Source organism: Pantoea sp. ICBG 1758, assembly GCF_002928325.1.
In the GTDB taxonomy this organism is placed as follows: domain Bacteria; phylum Pseudomonadota; class Gammaproteobacteria; order Enterobacterales; family Enterobacteriaceae; genus Pantoea; species Pantoea eucrina.
The window spans coordinates 1,018,111-1,036,743 of the sequence record NZ_POWL01000001.1 but is presented as its reverse complement, the minus strand read 5'-3'; the positions used below and the strand labels follow the sequence as shown (position 1 = coordinate 1,036,743).

General features: G+C 60.2%; 16 protein-coding genes. 8 read left to right on the top strand and 8 right to left on the bottom strand.

Features of this window, described 5'->3' with window-relative positions; all coding sequences use genetic code 11:
* Positions 1-14: 14 nt before the first annotated feature.
* Positions 15-1,172, bottom strand: coding sequence for an FAD-dependent urate hydroxylase HpxO (gene hpxO, locus C1Y41_RS05085; protein ID WP_039384376.1), 1,158 nt, complete (start codon positions 1,170-1,172; stop codon positions 15-17).
* 232 nt (positions 1,173-1,404) lie between these two features.
* Here hpxO and C1Y41_RS05080 point away from each other — a divergent pair, with 232 nt between their 5' ends.
* A complete protein-coding gene (locus C1Y41_RS05080) occupies positions 1,405-1,644 on the top strand; it encodes a hypothetical protein (RefSeq protein WP_039384375.1) in 240 nt (79 codons plus the stop codon).
* Positions 1,645-1,647: 3 nt separating this feature from the next.
* On the opposite strand, the gene C1Y41_RS05075 is transcribed toward C1Y41_RS05080, so the two are convergent.
* The 3 genes from C1Y41_RS05075 to C1Y41_RS05065 are packed head-to-tail and all read right to left on the bottom strand — an operon-like array spanning position 1,648 to position 5,764.
* On the bottom strand, positions 1,648-3,132 hold the full coding sequence (locus tag C1Y41_RS05075) for an FGGY-family carbohydrate kinase (protein ID WP_039384372.1): 1,485 nt from the start codon (positions 3,130-3,132) through the stop codon (positions 1,648-1,650).
* Between the two features lie 51 nt (positions 3,133-3,183).
* The gene (locus C1Y41_RS05070) at positions 3,184-4,029 is read right to left on the bottom strand and encodes a class I fructose-bisphosphate aldolase (protein ID WP_104084977.1); all 846 of its coding nucleotides are present in this window, start codon (positions 4,027-4,029) and stop codon (positions 3,184-3,186) included.
* Positions 4,013-5,764, bottom strand: coding sequence for a glycerol-3-phosphate dehydrogenase/oxidase (locus C1Y41_RS05065; RefSeq protein WP_039384369.1), 1,752 nt, complete (start codon positions 5,762-5,764; stop codon positions 4,013-4,015). Before C1Y41_RS05065 ends, C1Y41_RS05070 begins: the two co-directional genes overlap by 17 nt.
* A 181-nt stretch (positions 5,765-5,945) precedes the next feature.
* On the opposite strand from C1Y41_RS05065, the gene ampC reads away from it, so the two are divergent.
* From ampC to C1Y41_RS05045, 4 genes are all read left to right on the top strand, one after another.
* On the top strand, positions 5,946-7,061 hold the full coding sequence (gene ampC / locus C1Y41_RS05060) for a class C beta-lactamase (RefSeq protein ID WP_104084976.1): 1,116 nt from the start codon (positions 5,946-5,948) through the stop codon (positions 7,059-7,061).
* A 9-nt stretch (positions 7,062-7,070) separates the two neighbouring features.
* Positions 7,071-7,514, top strand: coding sequence for a GNAT family N-acetyltransferase (locus C1Y41_RS05055; protein WP_104084975.1), 444 nt, complete (start codon positions 7,071-7,073; stop codon positions 7,512-7,514).
* A 318-nt stretch (positions 7,515-7,832) separates the two neighbouring features.
* Positions 7,833-9,038, top strand: a complete 1,206-nt coding sequence (locus C1Y41_RS05050) for a YbiU family protein (protein ID WP_369826785.1) — start codon at positions 7,833-7,835, stop codon at positions 9,036-9,038.
* A 12-nt stretch (positions 9,039-9,050) separates the two neighbouring features.
* Positions 9,051-9,791 (top strand): DNA-binding transcriptional regulator YciT, encoded by a 741-nt coding sequence (locus tag C1Y41_RS05045; RefSeq protein ID WP_039384365.1) that lies wholly within the window; start codon positions 9,051-9,053, stop codon positions 9,789-9,791.
* Between the two features lie 39 nt (positions 9,792-9,830).
* On the opposite strand, the gene C1Y41_RS05040 is transcribed toward C1Y41_RS05045, so the two are convergent.
* The 4 genes from C1Y41_RS05040 to C1Y41_RS05025 are packed head-to-tail and all read right to left on the bottom strand — an operon-like array spanning position 9,831 to position 14,894.
* The gene (locus C1Y41_RS05040) at positions 9,831-10,781 is read right to left on the bottom strand and encodes a sugar-binding transcriptional regulator (RefSeq protein WP_104085349.1); all 951 of its coding nucleotides are present in this window, start codon (positions 10,779-10,781) and stop codon (positions 9,831-9,833) included.
* A 49-nt stretch (positions 10,782-10,830) separates the two neighbouring features.
* Positions 10,831-11,793 (bottom strand): sugar phosphate isomerase/epimerase, encoded by a 963-nt coding sequence (locus C1Y41_RS05035; protein ID WP_039384364.1) that lies wholly within the window; start codon positions 11,791-11,793, stop codon positions 10,831-10,833.
* Between the two features lies 1 nt (position 11,794).
* A complete protein-coding gene (locus C1Y41_RS05030) occupies positions 11,795-13,333 on the bottom strand; it encodes a glycerol-3-phosphate dehydrogenase (RefSeq protein ID WP_104084974.1) in 1,539 nt (512 codons plus the stop codon).
* Positions 13,326-14,894, bottom strand: coding sequence for an FGGY-family carbohydrate kinase (locus C1Y41_RS05025; protein ID WP_104085348.1), 1,569 nt, complete (start codon positions 14,892-14,894; stop codon positions 13,326-13,328). The genes C1Y41_RS05030 and C1Y41_RS05025 overlap by 8 nt, the downstream gene beginning before the upstream one ends.
* Before the next feature lie 422 nt (positions 14,895-15,316).
* On the opposite strand from C1Y41_RS05025, the gene C1Y41_RS05020 reads away from it, so the two are divergent.
* The 3 genes from C1Y41_RS05020 to C1Y41_RS05010 are packed head-to-tail and all read left to right on the top strand — an operon-like array spanning position 15,317 to position 18,580.
* Positions 15,317-15,967 carry a DUF2291 family protein gene (locus C1Y41_RS05020; protein ID WP_104084973.1) on the top strand — a complete coding sequence of 217 codons (651 nt, stop codon included), beginning with the start codon at positions 15,317-15,319 and terminating at the stop codon, positions 15,965-15,967.
* Positions 15,964-17,502: a sugar ABC transporter ATP-binding protein gene (locus tag C1Y41_RS05015; protein WP_094110895.1), complete on the top strand. Its 1,539-nt coding sequence runs from the start codon at positions 15,964-15,966 to the stop codon at positions 17,500-17,502. The genes C1Y41_RS05020 and C1Y41_RS05015 overlap by 4 nt, the downstream gene beginning before the upstream one ends.
* A gap of 22 nt (positions 17,503-17,524) precedes the next feature.
* Positions 17,525-18,580 carry an ABC transporter permease gene (locus C1Y41_RS05010; protein WP_071668920.1) on the top strand — a complete coding sequence of 352 codons (1,056 nt, stop codon included), beginning with the start codon at positions 17,525-17,527 and terminating at the stop codon, positions 18,578-18,580.
* Positions 18,581-18,633 lie beyond the last annotated feature (53 nt).

The window sequence follows — 18,633 nt, the reverse complement described above, 5'->3', positions numbered from 1 at the left end:
GAAGCGGTGGCGCGCTATCCCATCGGGCCACCGCAGATTGTGTCGCACATGCCAGCCAGCACCCGCTCGCCGCTTTCGGTTTTTAGCTCTTCATACCAGGCTGCCGTCAGCGCGGGCTCTTTACCGTGCGTCACGTCGCAGCGCTTGCGTGCCTTCAGCACCAGGTCGCGGGTGCGGTCCAGCCGGCGCGCCTGATAGCGCAGCAGCGCATCTTCCACCCCCAGCGAATGTGTCGCCAGCGTTTGTGCCAGCACCACGGCATCTTCCATTGCCGCGCAGCCGCCCTGACCAATATCGGGGGTGGTGCTATGGGCTGCATCGCCCAGCAGCGCCACGCGTCCGCGCACAAAGCGGGTAAGGGGTTCGGTATCGTGTATTTCGACCCGGTTAGTGGTGAGCGGATCGAGCTGCGCTATCAGCCGCTGCACCGGTTCGGCCCAGCCAGCGAAATAGCCGCTGAGATCGGCGCGCAGCGTGGTGCGATCCTGAGCGAGGCCGGCAGGTAGCGGCACATCAAAGAAGAAGTAGAAGCGGTTGCCGGCAACCGGCATCAGCGACACGCGCTTGCCGTCGCCGACAAAAGTGGTCCACTGATCGGCGGGTGCAATCGCTTCATCCACGCTAATCAGCCCGTTCCAGTTTACATAGCCCGCATAGCGACGCGCCACGCGCTCGCCCAGAACCGCCTCGCGCAGTACAGAGTGCGTGCCGTCCGCAGCGATCAGCAGGTCGCCTGTGGCTTCGCTGCCGTCGGCAAAGAAAGCGGTAACGCCCTGCGAGGTTTGTTCAGCATGCGTGACGCGCCTGCCAAAGCGAACGCGCGTCCGGCCATAAGTATCAAGCAGCATCGCCTGCAGCCCGGCGCGTGATACCGGCGCAGGATATTCACCGGTGCGCTGCACCAGCGGATCCAGGCTGAAGCGGGTCAGGGGGGCACCGCTTCGCGCATCGTGATAAGCCATCCAGGCCATATTGCCGCTCAGCGCGCGCAGCGGCTGTTTCAGACCGAGGGCATTCAGGCATTTCACGCCGTTAGGCCAGACGGAAATGGCTGCGCCAACCGGTTTCATCTCCGCAACGGCCTCATAGACTTCCGTCTCAAAGCCCGCCCGTTCCAGGGCGATAGCAGCACTCATTCCGCCGATACCGGCGCCAATAACAATCACTTTCATCATGCTCTCCTGTGCTCAGACAGGGAGATATTGCAACTTCTGTACCAGATGCGTGCCAACAGACAGCGTGTTGATAACTATGGTTTTTTATAAAAGAGACATAATGATGAAACGATTGTTGCAGTGCGTTCGCACTTTTATAGTGCAACTCTATGCGCATGAATCTTTTGTTTCATGCGGCATTCTGACCAGATTTTGCGCATACTTAAAGCTTCAGAGCGGAGGATTAATCATGAAGTGGATAATTGCGTTAATGATGGCGTGCAGCGTAAACGCGATGGCGCAGAGCAGCTGGCAGCCGTCGCCCAAATCGCCGTCTGCTATGTTTACTCCGATCGCGTCAAAATGCGATCTGTCGGCCTGTCAGCAAAACTGCTACGTACAGCAGTCACAGTGCAAAAATGATAGCGGCGGCGGATGTGGCTCGCTGGCGCAAATTTGTGTACAGAACTGCACCAGCCAGTGTCGCTGAGTATCAGCGGGTCTCGCGCCAGATGTCGCGCATCGCCAGCTCCAGTTTTTTAAACTGGTGATAGCGCGCGTCGTGGAAGCTGACCCACTCCGGCCGCGGCTGCCGCTCTTCCGGCTGCAGACGCACCGCATGCTGCACCGCATCCGTCAGATCCCGCCACACGCCCACGCCAACGCCTGCACAGAGCGCGGCGCCCAGCGCGCCGGTTTCCGTACACTCTGCCACCCGCACCGGAATATTCAAAACATCGGCAAACATCTGCGGCCAGATGACGCTGCGCGCGGCGCCGCCTGAGAGCGTGGCACGGGTAAATGGGAGGCCGGCAGCGTGCAGCCGGTCAATATGCGCCCGGTGAGCAAAGGTCACGCCCTCAAACAGGGCAAACAGCATATCTGCACGGGTATGCCAGCCGCCCAGCCCGTAAAAGCCGGCGCGGGCCGGTTCCGGTTTGCGGCCGGAGTAGAGGTAGGGGTGATAAAACGGCAGATGCGGATCCTGACGGATCTGCGCCACGCACTCGCTGCTCTGCACCGCGCCTTTTCCTCCGCGCCGGTCGTCAAATTCCCGCAGAAACCAGTTGAGGTTAGCCGCCGAGGTTGCGCTGGCCTCAATCGCCATAAAGCGATCCCGCTCTATCATTGAACTCATGGAAACCGGGCGAAGATAGTCAGGTTTATCCACCACAACCTGATTGATACTCCACGTACCCGCTACGATTGAGGCGTCACCGCAGCTGACGACCCCCGATCCCGCTGCGCTGGCCACCACATCAAACAGACCCGCCACCACCGGTATACCCGCCGGCAAACCGGTGCGTGCCGCCGCCAGCGCGGTAACATAACCGCTGACAGCGCTCGATTCACGCAGCGGCGGCAGCCAGGCTGCTGCCTCCTCAATGTCATAGAGTGCCAGCAGTTCACTGCTGTAATCGCGAACGCGATAGTCAATCAGCCCGGCACCCGCCGCATCTGAATAGTCGCTGCTGAGCGCGTCGCTGAGAAAATGGACGATAACATCTTTAGCGCTCAGTACCGCACCGATCTGCTGCCATATCTGAGGCTGGTGCTGTTTAACCCAGCTCAGCAGCACCGGCGTGGAGGCTGCCCACGGCGTCTGGCGGGAGAGGGTATAAATGGCGTGCTGTTTTTCAGCCTGCTCCAGCGCAGCGACAATATCGTCCGCCCGCCGATCGATCGACTGAATGCCAAGCTGCGGCTGCAGCGCCCGGTCCAGCGTATAGAGGCCATTGCCGTGTCCGGCGGCGCCCACTGCAATGATATCCTGTGCGTCCGTGCCCGCCTGCAGCAGGCAGTGACGGATCGCCTGTTCAGTACCGTGCCGGATGGCGGCTATCGAACGCTCGGCGTAGCCCTCCTGCGGCTGCAGCGTTTCGCCGCTATGCTCAGCCACGGCCAGTATCGTCCCGCTGAGATCAAACAGCACCGCCTTGATCATCGTATTACCGGCATCAATACCCAGGATTTTCATATCCGGCTCCGTAAAACCGCAGAGGAGAGCGCGCACAGAACGTGCGCCAGGTCAGGCGTCAGCCTGCTGATAAAGGGCCAGCGCATCCTCGCCGCTGGCACCCTGATGAATAATGGCCATCAGGGCGGCGACGACCCGGGCAGGAGAGGCGTGCTGATAAACATTGCGCCCATACACCATGCCGCTGGCACCCTGCGCCATCAGCAGCGCGCTTTTGTGCAGTACCGCACCGATCTCGCCTTTACCCCCACCGCGCACCAGCGTCGGACAGCGCGCCGCCTCTACCACGCGGTGAAAATCAGCCGGATTATCGGTTGGATCCGCTTTGATAATATCGGCGCCCAGTTCGCGCGCCAGCCGCACCAGCGGAACAATCTGCTCTGCATCGCCCAGTGAACCGTAGGCGGCCCCCTGACCGGCGGGTGCCATCACCAGCGGCTCAATCATCAGCGGCATGCCGTAGCGGTCGCACGCATGGCGCAGCCGGCCAATATTTTCGATGCACATGCGAAAAATCGCGGGTTCATCGGGGATAAGATAAAGATTCACCACCACGGCGGCCGCATCCAGCTGCAGCGCCGCCAGAACCGGCTCATCGGGATTATGCAGCACTGCCCACATCTCGCGATGGCGCACGGCGTTATAGGCGTTGCCGACGTCGGTGCGCAGCACCAGAGCGGGTTTCGCTCCTTCCGCGCACTGCAGCAGATCTGCCTGTCCGTAATTGAGCTGAATCGCATCGGGCTGCGCGGCAATCAGGTTCTGCATCACCGCGTCAATATTCTCAAGCCCCTGCAGAAAATCGGGTTCATTGGCAATACCGTGATCGACCGCTACGTCCAGACAGCGGCCGTGACGGAATAACCGCTTCATGCGTGCCTTATTGCTCGCTGACATGCTGTGCCTCCTGCTGCATCACCGTAGGGTAGAGGCCATGCAGACCGTGAAAACGCGCCAGCGACGCGCAGCAGCGCTGCAGCTGCTGTACCCGCTGACGCTCGCTCCAGCCCAGCGTCTGCGCCATCAGCAGCGAGATCTCCTGAATGAGCGGCGGGGTCAGCTCGCCGCCGATCGCCAGCGACGTGCGGCGCACCAGCAGATCTTCCAGCTGGCACACCTGCTCATGCTCTGTCAGATAGCGCAGTTCCGTGGCGCTGTAATCGGCGTGATGATGCAGCGGACGGTCGTCATCGCGCAGCAGCGACAGCAGCGGTAAGGCGCGGCTGCCGTAACGTTTTACCAGCTGCGTGACGCGCGGCAGCGGCAGCGCATGCTGCTGCGCCAGCTGGGCGATCCAGGCGGGCTGGGCCGCCGGAGCAGGGAAGTCGCGCCCGCCGCCAATCGCTAAATCAGTGGTGGAAACATGGCGCTTTTCGCCCAGCAGCCGCAGAACGCGATCGGCCGCCTCTTCACCGAAGCGGCGAAAAGTGGTCCACTTACCACCTACCAGACAGAGCGTGCTCCAGGCGCGGGTGGGATCGGGCGGCAGCATCACCAGCGAGTGGTTACGTGATATCTGACCGCTCAGCTTTGCATCACTGGCAGGCAGCGGACGTACGCCGCAAAAGGTGTAGACCACGGCGGACTCCGGCACCACCACCTCAGGAAAGACAAAGCGCAGCGACTCAAGAATATACGCTTTCTCGGCTGCCTCGCAGACCACGTTATCGGGATCGTCAACGCGGATATCCGTTGAGCCGGCCAGGACTTTACCTCCCCACGGATAGAGGATGCAGACGCGCCCCTCCTGATTCTCGAAGTAGACCATTTCACCATCAAGCATGCGCAGCAGCTCCGGATGATCGAGGATCAGATGTGACCCTTTGGTGCCGCCAATCAGTTTCTGCCGGGCGCTTTTGGGCGCGATCTGCTGGTTAAGCCGATCAATCCACGCGCCGCCGGCATTGACCAGCACGTGTGGCTGCAGGCGAAACTGCTCTCCGCTCAGCGTATCTTTCAGCGTGACGCTCTCACCGTCGCTGCTGATTAACTGCATATAATTCAGCGCCAGCGCGTCGCTGCAGGCGCGCTCCGCATCCTCCACCAGCTCAAGCCCCAGCCGTTCAGGGGCGCTGATCCACGCATCATAGTAGCTGGCGCTATATTTCACCCACGGCGCAAAGCCCGGCCAGCGATCGCGGGTTGCCGCCTCGCTTCGTACCTGATGTTTAGGCATGGAGCCATACTGGCGCGTATAGAGGTCATACAGGCTGAGGCCGGTTTTGATCAGCAGCGCACCGCGCCGGGCAGGTTTGTCACTGAGGCGCAGAAACCGTCGCGTGGCGTTGACCATGCCGCCGCCGAAGGTTTCCACCGGCACCGTCGTCCGCAGCGGGAAAACATAGTGCGACGCGTTTTTCAGCAGCCGGTCGCGCTCGATCACCGACTCTTTAACCAGACCAAACTCACCGGTTTCAAGATAGCGCAGGCCGCCATGGATCATGCGCGACAGGGCACCACTTGCCGCCTGACACCAGTCATCGCGCTCCACCAGAATAGCCGGGATGCCCTGAAGGGCCAGTTCGCGAAAGGTACTGATGCCGTTTATGCCGCCTCCGGCAATCAGGACCGGTGTAATCTGACGCTGGCGCAGCCTGTCGAGACGCTCATTACGGGTTAACACAGTAGCCATAGCACGCTCCCTGACGGTGAAGGCTTATCCGTCAAAGGTATAGGAGTGCGCAGCCAAAACGGCAAACCCGCTTACTCAGGATGTGACTCTGTTCACTTACACCACGAATGGGCATGTGGGGTGGGCCGGGGGCGGATATACTATGCGCACCGCTTTTGGTTCTGAGGAATAAGGATTATTCATGCGACGCCGCGTTATGGCTACATTTTTGCTGTTTATCGCCACTTCCGCTGCTGCCCGGGCACCGGATAACATTATTGAGCCGCTGATGGCGCGCTTTGCGGTCCCCGGCATGGCGGTTGCCGTGCTGAACAAGGGCCAGACGACCTTTTATAGTTACGGTGTCACTTCAACCGATCGCGGAGAGCCGGTCACCTCCCGCACGCTGTTTGAGATCGGCTCGCTCAGTAAAACCTTTACCGCCACGCTCGCCAGCTACGCCGTACAGCAGCATAAAATGCAGCTTCGCGACAGCGCCAGCCAGTGGCTGCCTGCTCTGCAGGGCAGCGCGCTCGATCGCGTTACGCTGCTAAACCTGGCGACGCATACCAGCGGCATGCCGCTGTTTGTGCCGGAGGAGGTCACGGATAGCGCGCAGCTGATGCAGTGGTATAAGGCGTGGCAGCCTGAGGCAGAGCCGGGAACAGAGCGCGTCTATTCAAACCTCGGTATCGGTATGCTCGGCATGATAGCGGCGAAGAGCCTGAATATGTCATTTATGCGCGCAATGGAGTCGATGCTGCTGCCGGCGATGGGAATGCATCGTACTTTTCTTCAGGTGCCGCCGCGCGCCATGCCGGATTACGCGCAGGGCTACGATAAACAGAACCGGCCGGTACGCGTGACGCCCGGGCCGCTGGATGCAGAAGCGTATGGGCTGAAATCAACGTCAGAAGATCTGATTCGCTGGATCGGCATTCAGATGGGAGAGGTTAACGTGGTACCTGCCTGGCGGCAGGCGGTGGCTGCCACCCATCAGGGCTATTTTCGCACGGCGGCATTTACGCAGGCGATGATGTGGGAGTACTACCCGCTGCCTGTTACTCAGCAGCAGCTGGTGGCGGGGAACAGCAGCAAAATCATACTTAACGGTATGCGGGCCACGCCGGTTTCTCCTTCTGCGCCGGTGCCGCTGCGCGCCTGGTATAACAAAACCGGCTCAACCAATGGCTTTTCAGCCTATGCGGTGTTTATCCCTTCCCAAAGGGTGGGGCTGATTATGCTGGCCAATAAATGGATACCCAATGACGATCGCGTTATTGCTGCAGATGAGATTATCCGTGCGCTGGCAAAGTGAGGAGAGACGATGAATATACGGGCATTGCGGGCTGAGGATTATGTGGCCTGGCTGCGGTTATGGCAGGGCTACCAGCAGTTTTATCAGACAGAGATTGATGAGGCGACGACCGGCGAAACGTTCCGGCGCATGCTCTCCCGTGCGGAACCGATGTATTGTCTGGTGCTGGAGCAGGGTGGCAGCATGGTGGGGCTGGTGCATTTTCTGACGCATCGCTCCACCTGGACGCGCGGTGACTACTGTTATCTGCAGGACCTGTTTGTCGCAGAAGCGGCGCGCGGTAACGGTGCGGGTGAGGCGCTGATACTGGCCGTCTATGAGCAGGCCAGAGCGCGCGGCTGTTCACGGGTCTACTGGAACACGCAGGAGGGAAACTTCGCCGCACGGGAGCTGTACGACCGGCTGGCAACGAAAACGGAATTTATTCAGTATCGCTATCTGGTAGCACCTTAGTAGTTACAACAAACATTATTATTTTTGTATTAACATAGTTAGCCACCTCTGCGAAAAGAGCCTGACAGAAGAAATAAGCCGCGGGCAGGGCAGCCCGCAGGAACTAAGCTTTTTTTACCTCACACTTTCAAATGAAACCTCCTGCCAACTGTGACCGCGTCCGGTTTTCCGCCACAACCGGCTTGCCATACGCCAGCTGCGTGTTATGAATGAAACGTTATTAACTTTCATTTGAAACCAGAGCGAGAGGTGATTTCTGTGACCACTTTATTCTCTTCAGAGCAGCAGCCCGACGATTTCAGAAAAAGCATTCGTCAGATGAAGCAGCAGCTGCGCCAGCAGATCGGAGATGTGGAGGCGCTGTATAAGCAGGTGCGGGAGAGCGTGGTGACGGAGCTTGCCGCGGCCAGAAATGAAGAGGCGCAGTCTGGTTCCGCCTGGCCCCAGCTGAGCTGGCAGGCGATAGCCGCAGGTGAAATCAGTGAGGCGCAGAAAGCACATATCCGGCGGCGCGGCTGTGTTGTGGTAAAAGGTAATTTCAGCCGCGAATGCGCGCTGGGATGGGATGCATCGATGATGCGTTATCTGGACGATAACGATTTTATGACCGGCTACCGGGGACCGGGAGATGATTTCTTTGGCAATCTTGCGGCGTCGCGGCCGGAAATCTATCCGATTTACTGGAGTCAGGCGCAAATGGCCGCGCGGCAGAGTGAGGCGATGGCTGCCACCCAGCGATTCCTCAATCACCTGTGGCGGTTTGATTCTCAGGGTAAACGCTGGTTTGACCCTGATGTCAGCATTATCTATCCCGACCGCATCCGCCGGCGGCTGCCCGGCACAACCTCTAAAGGGCTCGGTGCGCATACCGATTCCGGTGCGCTGGAGCGCTGGCTGCTGCCGGCTTATCAGCAGGTATTCAGACATATCTTTAATAACCGCTTTGCACAGTACGACCCGTGGGATGCGGCATACCGCACAGAGGTAAATGAATACCAGTCCGGTACTACCACAAAATGTTCGGTATTCCGTACGTTTCAGGGCTGGACGGCGCTCTCTGATATGCAGCCGGGTCAGGGTTTGCTGCACGTTGTGCCGGTGCCGCAGGCAATGGCGTTACTGCTGCTGCGTCCTCTGCTCAGCGATGTACCGGAAGAGGAGCTATGCGGGGTTGAGCCGGGTAAAGTCCTGCCGGTATCGGAGCGCTGGCATCCTGAACTGATTGCCGGACTCTGCTCCATTCCGGCGCTGGAAGCGGGCGATTCCGTATGGTGGCATTGCGATGTGATACATTCTGTCGCGCCGGTAGAAGATCAGCAGGGCTGGGGTAATGTGATGTATATTCCGGCCGCGCCGATGTGCGACAAAAATCGCGCTTACGCGCATCAGGTGGCGCAGGCGCTGACAGAGGGTGTTTCACCCGGTGATTTCCCGCGTGAAGATTATGAGGTTAACTGGCAGGATCGCTTTACGCCCCAGCATCTGAACGCCCGCGGCCGTCAGGCGCTGGGCCTTACTGACTAACTGCAGGACACTATGAACGCACGTCATCAGTCAATTATCGAGCTGCTCAGTGCGCGCGGCAGCGTCAGCGTCAGCGAGCTGGCGCTGACCACCGGCGTCTCTGAAGTCACGATGCGCCAGGATCTTAACCAGCTGGAAAAAGAGGGGCTGTTGCGTCGGGTGCATGGCTCCGCCGTTGCTGCGGGCGGTGACGACGTCAGCGCCCGGATGCAAACCCGCCTTGCCGTAAAAAAACGGCTGGCCGATTATGCCGCCTCTCTGGTGAATGCAGGGGAAACGGTATTTATTGAGGGGGGCAGCACCAATGCGCTGCTGGCACAGGCGCTGAGCGAGCGGCATGACGTTACGCTGGTCACGGTAAGCCACTATATTGCCGGCCTGCTGCGTGAAAAGGGCGGCGACGTCATTATTCTCGGCGGTCTGTTTCAGAAAAGCAGTGAGTCGGTGGTCGGTCCGCTGACCCGGCTCTGTATTCAGCAGCTCAGCTTTCATAAAGTCTTTATCGGCATTGATGGCTGGGATCGCGCCACCGGCTTTACCGGGCGCAACATGCTGCGCTGCGATGTGGTTCATGCGCTGCTGGAAAAGCCTGCGCACACTATTGCGCTGACCGACTCCTCTAAATTTGGTCAGATCCACCCTTATGCGCTGGCGCCGCATCAGCCGTTCAGGCAGCTGATTACCGACAGCGAGCTTGATCCGGCCGCTCAGGCGCTGCTGACGGCGCAGGGAACGGAGGTCACGCAGATTTAACCTGGCGGTGCAGAGCGCTATTTTACTGACCGGTCAGCGTTATATCAGCAGCGCCTGCGCCGTGACCTCATCAGTGATCAGCCCGGAGAGCTGACCGCTGCTCAGCACGGCACGAATAGCCGCCACTTTACTCAGGCCACCCGTCAGCGCCACAATCTCACTGCGGTTCTGGCTGAGCGGCACGGAAAGTGTCCGCGCCGTCAGTGAGTTGTGGATCAGCGTGCCGTCGGCGGCAAAAAAGTGGCCCAGCAATTCTCCCACCGCGCCGGCAGCTGAGAGGGCGTTGATCTCCGCCTCTTCGAGCATGCCGGCTTCAACCAGCTGAGCCGCCGGCTCTACCGTCCCGATACCGACCAGCTTGACCTCACTGCGCGCGGCCATATCAAAAATCTCGCTGACGCCGCGCTGCGCCAGCAGAACATCGCGATCTTCTTCAGTGTTCGCAAAGAACGGCACCGGCATCATGTAAGCCTGCGCGCCGGTTTTGGCGGCGATGCGGTGCATAACATCATGCGGGTTGAGCGCATAGTTGCGCGTCAGGCAGCCCAGCAGCGACACAAAACGCGCCTGTGGTGCCTCAAGGCGCGCCAGCTGATGGATCGCCGCGGAGAGGGTACGGCCATGCCCCAGCCCGAGCGTAATCGCGGGCGCGCCGAGCAGCAGCTGGCGCAGATAGTCCGCGCCAGCCATCCCCAGCGCCCGCACCGGCAGCCCGGTTTCACCCAGATCGGGCGCAACCTGACAAAACCGCAGGCCAAAGTGCTGACGCAGCTTATCCTCCAGCGCCACGCAGTCGAGAATATCGCCATCAATGGTGATTTTTACTGCGCCTTCCGCCACCATGCGCGCAATCAGGCGGTGCGTTTTTACCGAAGGCAGCCCCAGTCGTTTAGCGACTTCAGCCTGAGTCAGGCCGCCTACGTAGTGCAGCCAGGCCGCACGCAGCGCCAGAGAGTCATCACGATCGGCAGAAGCAGGTGCGGATTTCATGTCTTTGTCCATTCAGAGTAGAAGACGACGCGGGCTCCGGCCCGCGTGTTTAGCTGTGCGCTCCGGCGGGCCGGTGCGTCGCCAGATGCAGGTCCGCCACGCCGGTTTCAATATGGCTGGCCCAGAAAGCGACGCTCTCTGCGATCTCCGCCACGGCGCGACTGTCGGTGGGCTCGCGCTCTTTGAAACTCAGCTCCAGGCAGATTTCATTATCCTGCGCGCCGCCACGCGCCAGCGCCTCCAGCAGCGGCTGCGGCTGAATACGGCCGCCGTCATTGTACTGCATTGTAAACGGACGATGCCCGCCTTTATCCATCATGCTCTGCTTGATATGAATGATCGGTGAGCAGCGCGGCACAGCTTCGGCCCAGGCGTAAGGATCGTAATCCTGCGGATCGGCCGAGGTCACATCACCGTGATCAATATCCGCCATCATCCACATTGGCAGGGCAAAATCGCGCTGGCTCAGGCGCTGCTGCAGTGCCAGCGCGGCGGGAATGGTTTCGCCAAACTCGCGCGCCACACTCATCGGCTCCCAGAAAAGATATTTCAGCCCCGCCGCGCGCGCATGTTCAGCGACCTCCTGCCAGCAGTCAGTGGCGATATCGATAAGCGTTTCGCGGCGCTCTGCGTCCCGGAAGTCGCGCTGCGTAAAAATGGCAAATTGCGAGCCGATAGCCACACCGCCCAGTTCAGCGGTGATATCCGCAAAGGTTTTGAACCAGTCAATATAGTAGCGGCGCACCGCAGCATCGGGATGACCAAAGTGGTTCAGTCGCCCGTAGGGGCCGGTCATACCGGAGGTGACGCGCACGCCGGTGGCGTTCAGCGCCTGCTGCATACGACGCGTCATTGCGGTTATCGTCGCGGCAGGCCAGCCCGGATTGATAAATTCATGGGTCAGCTGCAGGTCGCGAATGCGGATCTGTTCCGCCACCGTGATAATTAAGTCGTGCGGATCGGCAAAGCGGTTAACCAGCGGATTCGTATTAAGCGAAAGAGTCAGGGCCATATCAGTTCTCCTGTCCGGCACGGGCGCGCAGCGGGATCACGCGCGCGGAAGCCGCTTCAAACCAGGTGATGAACGCATCGCGCTGCGCCGGGGTAAGGTGCAGCTGATGTTTAGTGCGCCGCCACAGAATATCCTCCGCCTGCTGCGCCCACTCGTGGTCAGCCAGATAGCGTGCTTCTGCTTCATACAGCAGTCCGCCAAAATGGCGTCCCAGATCGCTCAGCGCCGTTGCATCTGCCAGCAGCTGTGCGATGCGCGTTCCATAAAGACGGGCGTAGTGTTTACGCAGCGGCTGCGGCAGCCATGGCCAGCGCGCTTTGCACTGTTCAAGAAAGGTTTCAAAGTCGGCGTCAGCCATATCGCCTCCCGGCAGCGTGGCCGCACGCGTCCAGTCAGCGCCCATCTGCGGAAAGAAGGGGGCTAGCTTCTGCAGGGCGTGCTCTGCCAGCTTGCGGAATGTAGTGATTTTCCCGCCGAAGACGTGCAGCAGCGGCGCATCCTGCTGGTTATCGAGGTCAAACACGTAGTCGCGCGTCACCGCGGAGGGGTTGCCTTTGCCGTCGTCAAACAGCGGACGCACGCCGGAGAAGCGGGTAATAACGTCAGCCGGGCGCAGCTTAACTTTGAAGTAGCGGTTAACGACGTCTAACAGATACTGTTGTTCCGTATCGTCGGCGGTCACCGCTTCCGCTTTGCCTTCCCACGGAATATCCGTCGTGCCAATCAGCGCTTTATCGCCTTCATAAGGATTGATAAAAATCACGCGCTTATCGGTGTTCTGCACCAGATACGCCTGCTGACCCTCCCAGAATTTAGGCACGATAAGGTGTGAGCCTTTCACCAGACGCACCCGGCGCTGGCTGTGGCTCTGCGTCACGTCGCTGACAATGTCCAGCACCCAGGGTCCCGCCGCGTTGACGATTGCCCGCGCAAACAGCGTGCGGCGCTCGCCGCTGCTGACATCTTCAAGGGTTATCTGCCACCTGCCGGCCAGGCGCTGTGCGGCAACGCAGCGCGTGCGCGGCAGAATGGTTGCGCCGCGCTCAGCGGCATCCAGCGCGTTCAGCACCACCAGCCGCGCGTCATCGACCCAGCAGTCGGAGTACTCAAACCCTTTTTTATAGCTGTCGAGCAGCGGGGCGCCTTCGGGATCGCGCGTCAGATCGAGTGAGCGCGTACCGGGCAGTTTCTTACGGCCGCCCAGATGGTCATAGAAGAAGAGGCCGAGCCGTACCAGCCAGGCAGGGCGATCGGAGGGGCTGTGCGGCAGCACAAAGCGCATCGGCCAGATAATATGCGGGGCAGCATTCAGCAGCACTTCCCGCTCAATCAGCGCTTCGCGCACCAGCCGGAACTCATAATACTCCAGGTAGCGCAGGCCGCCGTGCACCAGCTTCCCGGAGCGGGAGGAGGTGCCCTGCGCCAGATCGTCTTTTTCACACATCGCCACCGACAGGCCGCGACCGGCGGCATCACGGGCGATACCGGCGCCGTTAATGCCGCCGCCAATAACAAACAGATCCAGCATAGTGTCACTCATGATTGACTCCGTTACAGGTATTCAGCGCCTGCCAGCAGGCCGGCAGATCGCTGCGGATCTGCTGATAATGAGGAAACAGCGCGTCATAGCGCTGCATCAGATCGGGCTGCGGCGCTTCCGGTGCATCAAGCAGCGGGCGGACCCAGGTTTCGGCACACGCGGCCATAGAAGAGAACGCGCCCACTGCAACCGCGGCCATCATTGCCGCGCCGGCCGCGCCCGCTTCTTCACGCTGGCTGATACGCACCGGGGCACCGATAGCCGCCGCGAGGATCTGCCGCAGCGGCGCTGAGCGCACCGCACCGCCGGTCAGACGGATCTCGCCGGGCCGATCCTGACCCATCGCCTGGTAGCAGTCGCGCGCCGCCATCCCAATTCCCTCTACCACGCCGCGCACCAGGTCTCCAAAAGTGTGCTGATAGTGCAGGCCGGTAAAACCGGCACGCGCGCTGGCATTCACGAAGGGACCGCGTTCGCCCGCCAGTGAAATATAGGGATGAAACAGCAGCGTGCCGGGCGGGGTGCGCGTCAGCCAGCTATCAATCTGCGCCACCAGCCGGGCGTGATCGGTTTCGCAGCCAAAGCTCTGCAGCAGGTCTCCGGCGACATTCAGCAGCCAGTCCAGGTTCAGCGTCGAGGCCATATTGGTCTGAACCTGCGTGACATAACCGGGCCACGGCAGCGGGATCACGTAGCCGGTCTGCGCCGGATTGAGCCAGACATCATCAACAGTAACGCTGCGCAGATGGACGCCGGTTGAACCCACAATCGAACAGGCGGTATTGGCCTCGCCGGTGTGGACGCCCGCGCCCAGCGCCGTCATCGCCATATCCACATAGCCCAGCACTACCGGGGTCCCGGCCCGCAGGCCCGTCAGCGCTGCCGCCTCGCGGGTCAGGGGATGCGTGGTCTCTGTGCCCTCGACAATCTCCGGCAGCAGATGACGCCGGTGCGTCAGCCCCAGCGCGTCAATCACGGTGTCGTCATAGCCGGCGTGACGAAAGTTGCCAAAGGTAAAACTCGCCTCAGACGGGTCGGTGGCGCGTACACCGGTCAGGTTAAGGTAGAGCCAGTCTTTGCAGTGCAGCGCGACGTCAGCCTTTGCCAGCAGTTCAGGAAAGTGCCTGTCCATGTGTGCCAGCTGCGCCCCCTGCTGGCAGGTATTGAGTCCGGTGCCGGTGGCGCTGAAGCGCGCCTGCGCCAGCGGATGCTGATTCAGCGTGGCCACCGTGGGGGCCGCCCGGGCATCGAGCCAGATCCAGGCGTCACCCACTGGCCGATCTTCCGCATCCACCAGCCAGCTGCCGTCCCCCTGAGCCGTCACGGCTAACGCTACTACGCGGACTGCCAGGTTGTCGATATGGTCGCCGAGCTGACGCAGGGCGCTGGCTGCATCCTGCCAGGTTTGTGACATCGACTGCTGCGCTGCGCCACCTGCTGCGCGATAATAGCGGTTACGTACCGACGCGCAGGCCAGCTGTTTGCCGGTCAAATCAAAGGCTACCGCCTTGACCACCGAGGTACCTGAATCCAGGCCCACAATGATATCGTCACTCTCCACCGACACCTCCACCTGGTATGTGCTGCGGGCTGCCTGCGATCCCGCCGTATGCCGTGTTAACGGCGTGTGATTATTATGCTGCTGCTAGTGATACTTCTTTTCTCACTTAGATAACATATCTTTTGTATTAAATTTCAATACAGATAAAATATTTCATTTCACTTAGCGAGCAGGATCACGAAATCACCGCCCGGCTGAGTCACCTCCAGACAACTTATACTCGCCAACATCCCTGACATAAGGGAATTTAAACCTTTATCAGCGGTTGCGGTTCAAACAGCGATCCAGATCGCTCTCCTGAAAAAATCGCCGCCGGGCTGTTGACATTTTAGTCACATCAGCACAATTCTCATCACATTAGTTATCACATATATAACACAGCCAGCGTTAATTCCGGGCTGTTAACCCGATGAGGTGTCGTTATGTCTGATGTTTCAGTGCTCGCACACCAGCTTGACCGGCAGCGCAGGCGTCGCCTGCTGCTGACCGCCGTGCTGAGCTGTGCCGTCATAGCCGGCATTGCTCTGGATACCCACGTTGTCAGAACCGACGCCGCCGGGCAGACGCAGCAGGGCTTTTCACCAGACAGCTGGGCGGAACAGCACTTCCCTGAGGTGAAGCAGAGCGTGGAGCGTCGCGCCGTTGCGGCGCAAACGCTGGCCGCAGCGCTGCAGGCGAACCAGCAGGCCGCCGCCGCGCAGTATGGTGTCGGCTCGCCGCTGCCGGTGATCCCGGTCAGGCTGGAGGGCGTGGTGCAGCCGGGAGAGAAGGGGATTTTTCCGCTGCAGGTCGCCGGCGTGCCGGAGAGCCTGAAAGTACGCCTGCAGACCGGGCCGGCCCTGAGCGGTACCGATCTGCGCGACGCCAGCGGCACTATTCAGTTCGGCGATTTTACCAACCAGATTGAGTATCAGAACGCCGGGGCAGCGCTGAACCGCGCCATGAAAAACAGCGTTCTGGAGAAGCTTGACCGCAACGCGCTGCCGGGCAAGACCGTGGAGGTCATCGGGGTGTTTCGCCTCCTTAATGCCAGTAACTGGCTGATCACACCGGTCAGCGTGGAGGTTAAATGAAACCCTTTCCTGTTAATCCGGCGCTGTTAAAAGGTGAAGTGGTGCTGCAGGCGCGTAACGTCAGCAAGGTGTATGGCTCAACGCATGCGCTAAAAGGCGTGAACTTTGAGATACGCCGCGGCGAAGTCACCACGCTGTTTGGTGAAAACGGCGCCGGCAAGTCGACCTTAATGAAGATTTTATCCGGCGTGATTACGCCAACATCCGGGGAAATTTTGCTCAATGGCGAAAGTAAGCTATTTCACTCCGCCACCGAGGCGCGCGGCTGCGGTATCTCCATTATTCATCAGGAGCTGAATCTCGCGCCCAATATGAATGTCCGTGACAACATCTTCATGGGACGCGAAATCATGGGGGCTACCGGCGTTGACTACGACGAAGAGGCACGGCTGACCCGGCACCTGATGGCGGCGCTCGAAGAGGATATCGATCCGCTGACGCCGGTCGAGAACCTGCGTCTCGGCCAGCAGCAGATTGTGGAGATTGCCCGGGCGCTGTCGGTAAATTCGCAGATCCTGATCATGGATGAACCAACCTCGGCTCTGAGCGCCGCCGAAGTCCGGGTGCTGTTTCAGGTGATCCGCGATCTCACCAGCCAGGGCGTCGCCATCGTTTATATCTCCCATCATCTGGAGGAGGCGCTGGAGATCACCGACCGCGCCGTTGTGTTGCGCGACGGCGTGATGACCGCCTGGGCGCAGCGCAGCGATATCGATCTTGAGTGGATCGTGCGCAACATGGTGGGGGAGCATTTCGATCTCGGCTCGCCGCCGCAGGGTTACGCCTTTGGCCCGCCCGCGCTGACGGTTGAAAACCTGACGGTGAAGAGTAAAACCGGCATCCGGCTGGTAGACAACCTGTCGCTGACCATAAAGGCGGGCGAGATAGTCTGTATTTATGGCCTGATGGGAGCAGGGCGCACGGAGCTGCTGGAGTGCATTGCCGGACGTATTGCGCAGAGCAGCGGCGATATCCGGCTGCAGGAGACGGAGATTAGCCGCTTATCTCTGGCGCAGCGTATCGCTATCGGGCTGGCGCTGGTGCCGGAAGATCGGCAGCGCGACGGACTGGTACAGACCATGAGCGTAGGGGAGAACCTGTCGCTGGCCAGCATCGGTGAGTTTGTCCGGGGACTGATGCTCTCCGCCCGCCGTGAGAAGCAGCTGGTAAGCGATACCATTCGCAACGTCACGGTGAAAACCGCAGGCGGTGACGCGGCGATCGGATCGCTCTCGGGCGGTAATCAGCAAAAAGTTGTGATTGGCAAGATGCTGGCGACGCGGCCCAACGTGCTGCTGCTCGATGAGCCAAGCCGCGGCATCGATATCGGTGCCAAAGCAGAAGTGTTTCGCCTGCTGGCAGAGAGTGCGAAGCAGGGGCTGGCGGTGGTTTATACCACCTCCGAGGTTGGTGAATGTCTTAGCATCGCTCACCGCATCGTGGTGATGAGCAAAGGGCGTATCTCCGCCATTTTCGACGCCAGCGTGAGTAAAGAGCGCATCATGGCGGCGTCGGGTGAAGCACTGGTGGCATAACATGAAAAACGGAGTGAAAAGTATGACCGATCAAACGCAAACGCTGGCCACCTCGCCCGCGGCGAATGCCTCCCGCACTACAAAACAGCTTAACCTGGCCCGCCTGCTGCTGGAGGGACGCGCCTTTATTGCGCTGCTGGTGATTATCGCGACGTTTTCGTTTCTGTCGCCTAACTATTTTAGCGGAGCTAACTTCCTGACGATGGCGTCACACGTGGCGATATTCGGCCTGCCCGCTATCGGTATGCTGCTGGTGATCCTGAATGGCGGCATCGATCTCTCGGTCGGCTCCACGCTGGGACTGGCTGGCGTAATGGCGGGCTTTATGATGCAGGGCATCAGCCTTGAGGCGCTCGGCGTGGTGCTCTATCTGCCGGTGTGGGCCGTGGCGATCCTGACGCTGGTCGTGGGCGCGCTGGTAGGGCTGGTGAACGGCGTACTGATTGCCATCTGCCGCGTACCCGCCTTCGTGGCCACGCTTGGCACTATGTATGTGGCGCGCGGCATTGCGCTCCTGATGACTAACGGTCTGACCTATAACAAGCTTTCCGGCAGTGAATCCCTGGGCAACACCGGCTTTGACTGGCTTGGGTTTAACCGGCTGTTCAACATTCCGGTTGGCGTGCTGGTACTCGGCGCGGTGGCGCTGGCGTGCGGTTTTCTGCTGAGCCGTACCGCGTTTGGCCGCTGGCTCTATGCGTCAGGCGGCAATGAGCGCGCCGCCGATCTCTCCGGCGTGCCGGTGAAACGCGTGAAGATTAGCGTATATGTGCTGTCAGGTATCTGTGCCGCGATGGCGGGGCTGGTGCTCTCTTCGCAGCTCACCTCTGCCGGCCCGACGGCGGGTACCACCTACGAGCTGACGGCGATTGCGGCCGTGGTCATTGGCGGGGCGGCGCTGACCGGCGGGCGCGGTAACGTGCGCGGCACGCTGCTGGGAGCATTCGTGATTGGCTTTCTCTCTGATGGTCTGGTGATTATCGGCGTTTCTGCCTACTGGCAGACGGTGTTTACCGGGGCCGTGATTGTACTGGCCGTGTTACTGAATACGCTGCAGTACGGGCGACGCAGCCGCTGAATTGCGCGCGCCGCTGCGGTGCGCGTTTATCCGTAAAAAAAACCTGTACCCTG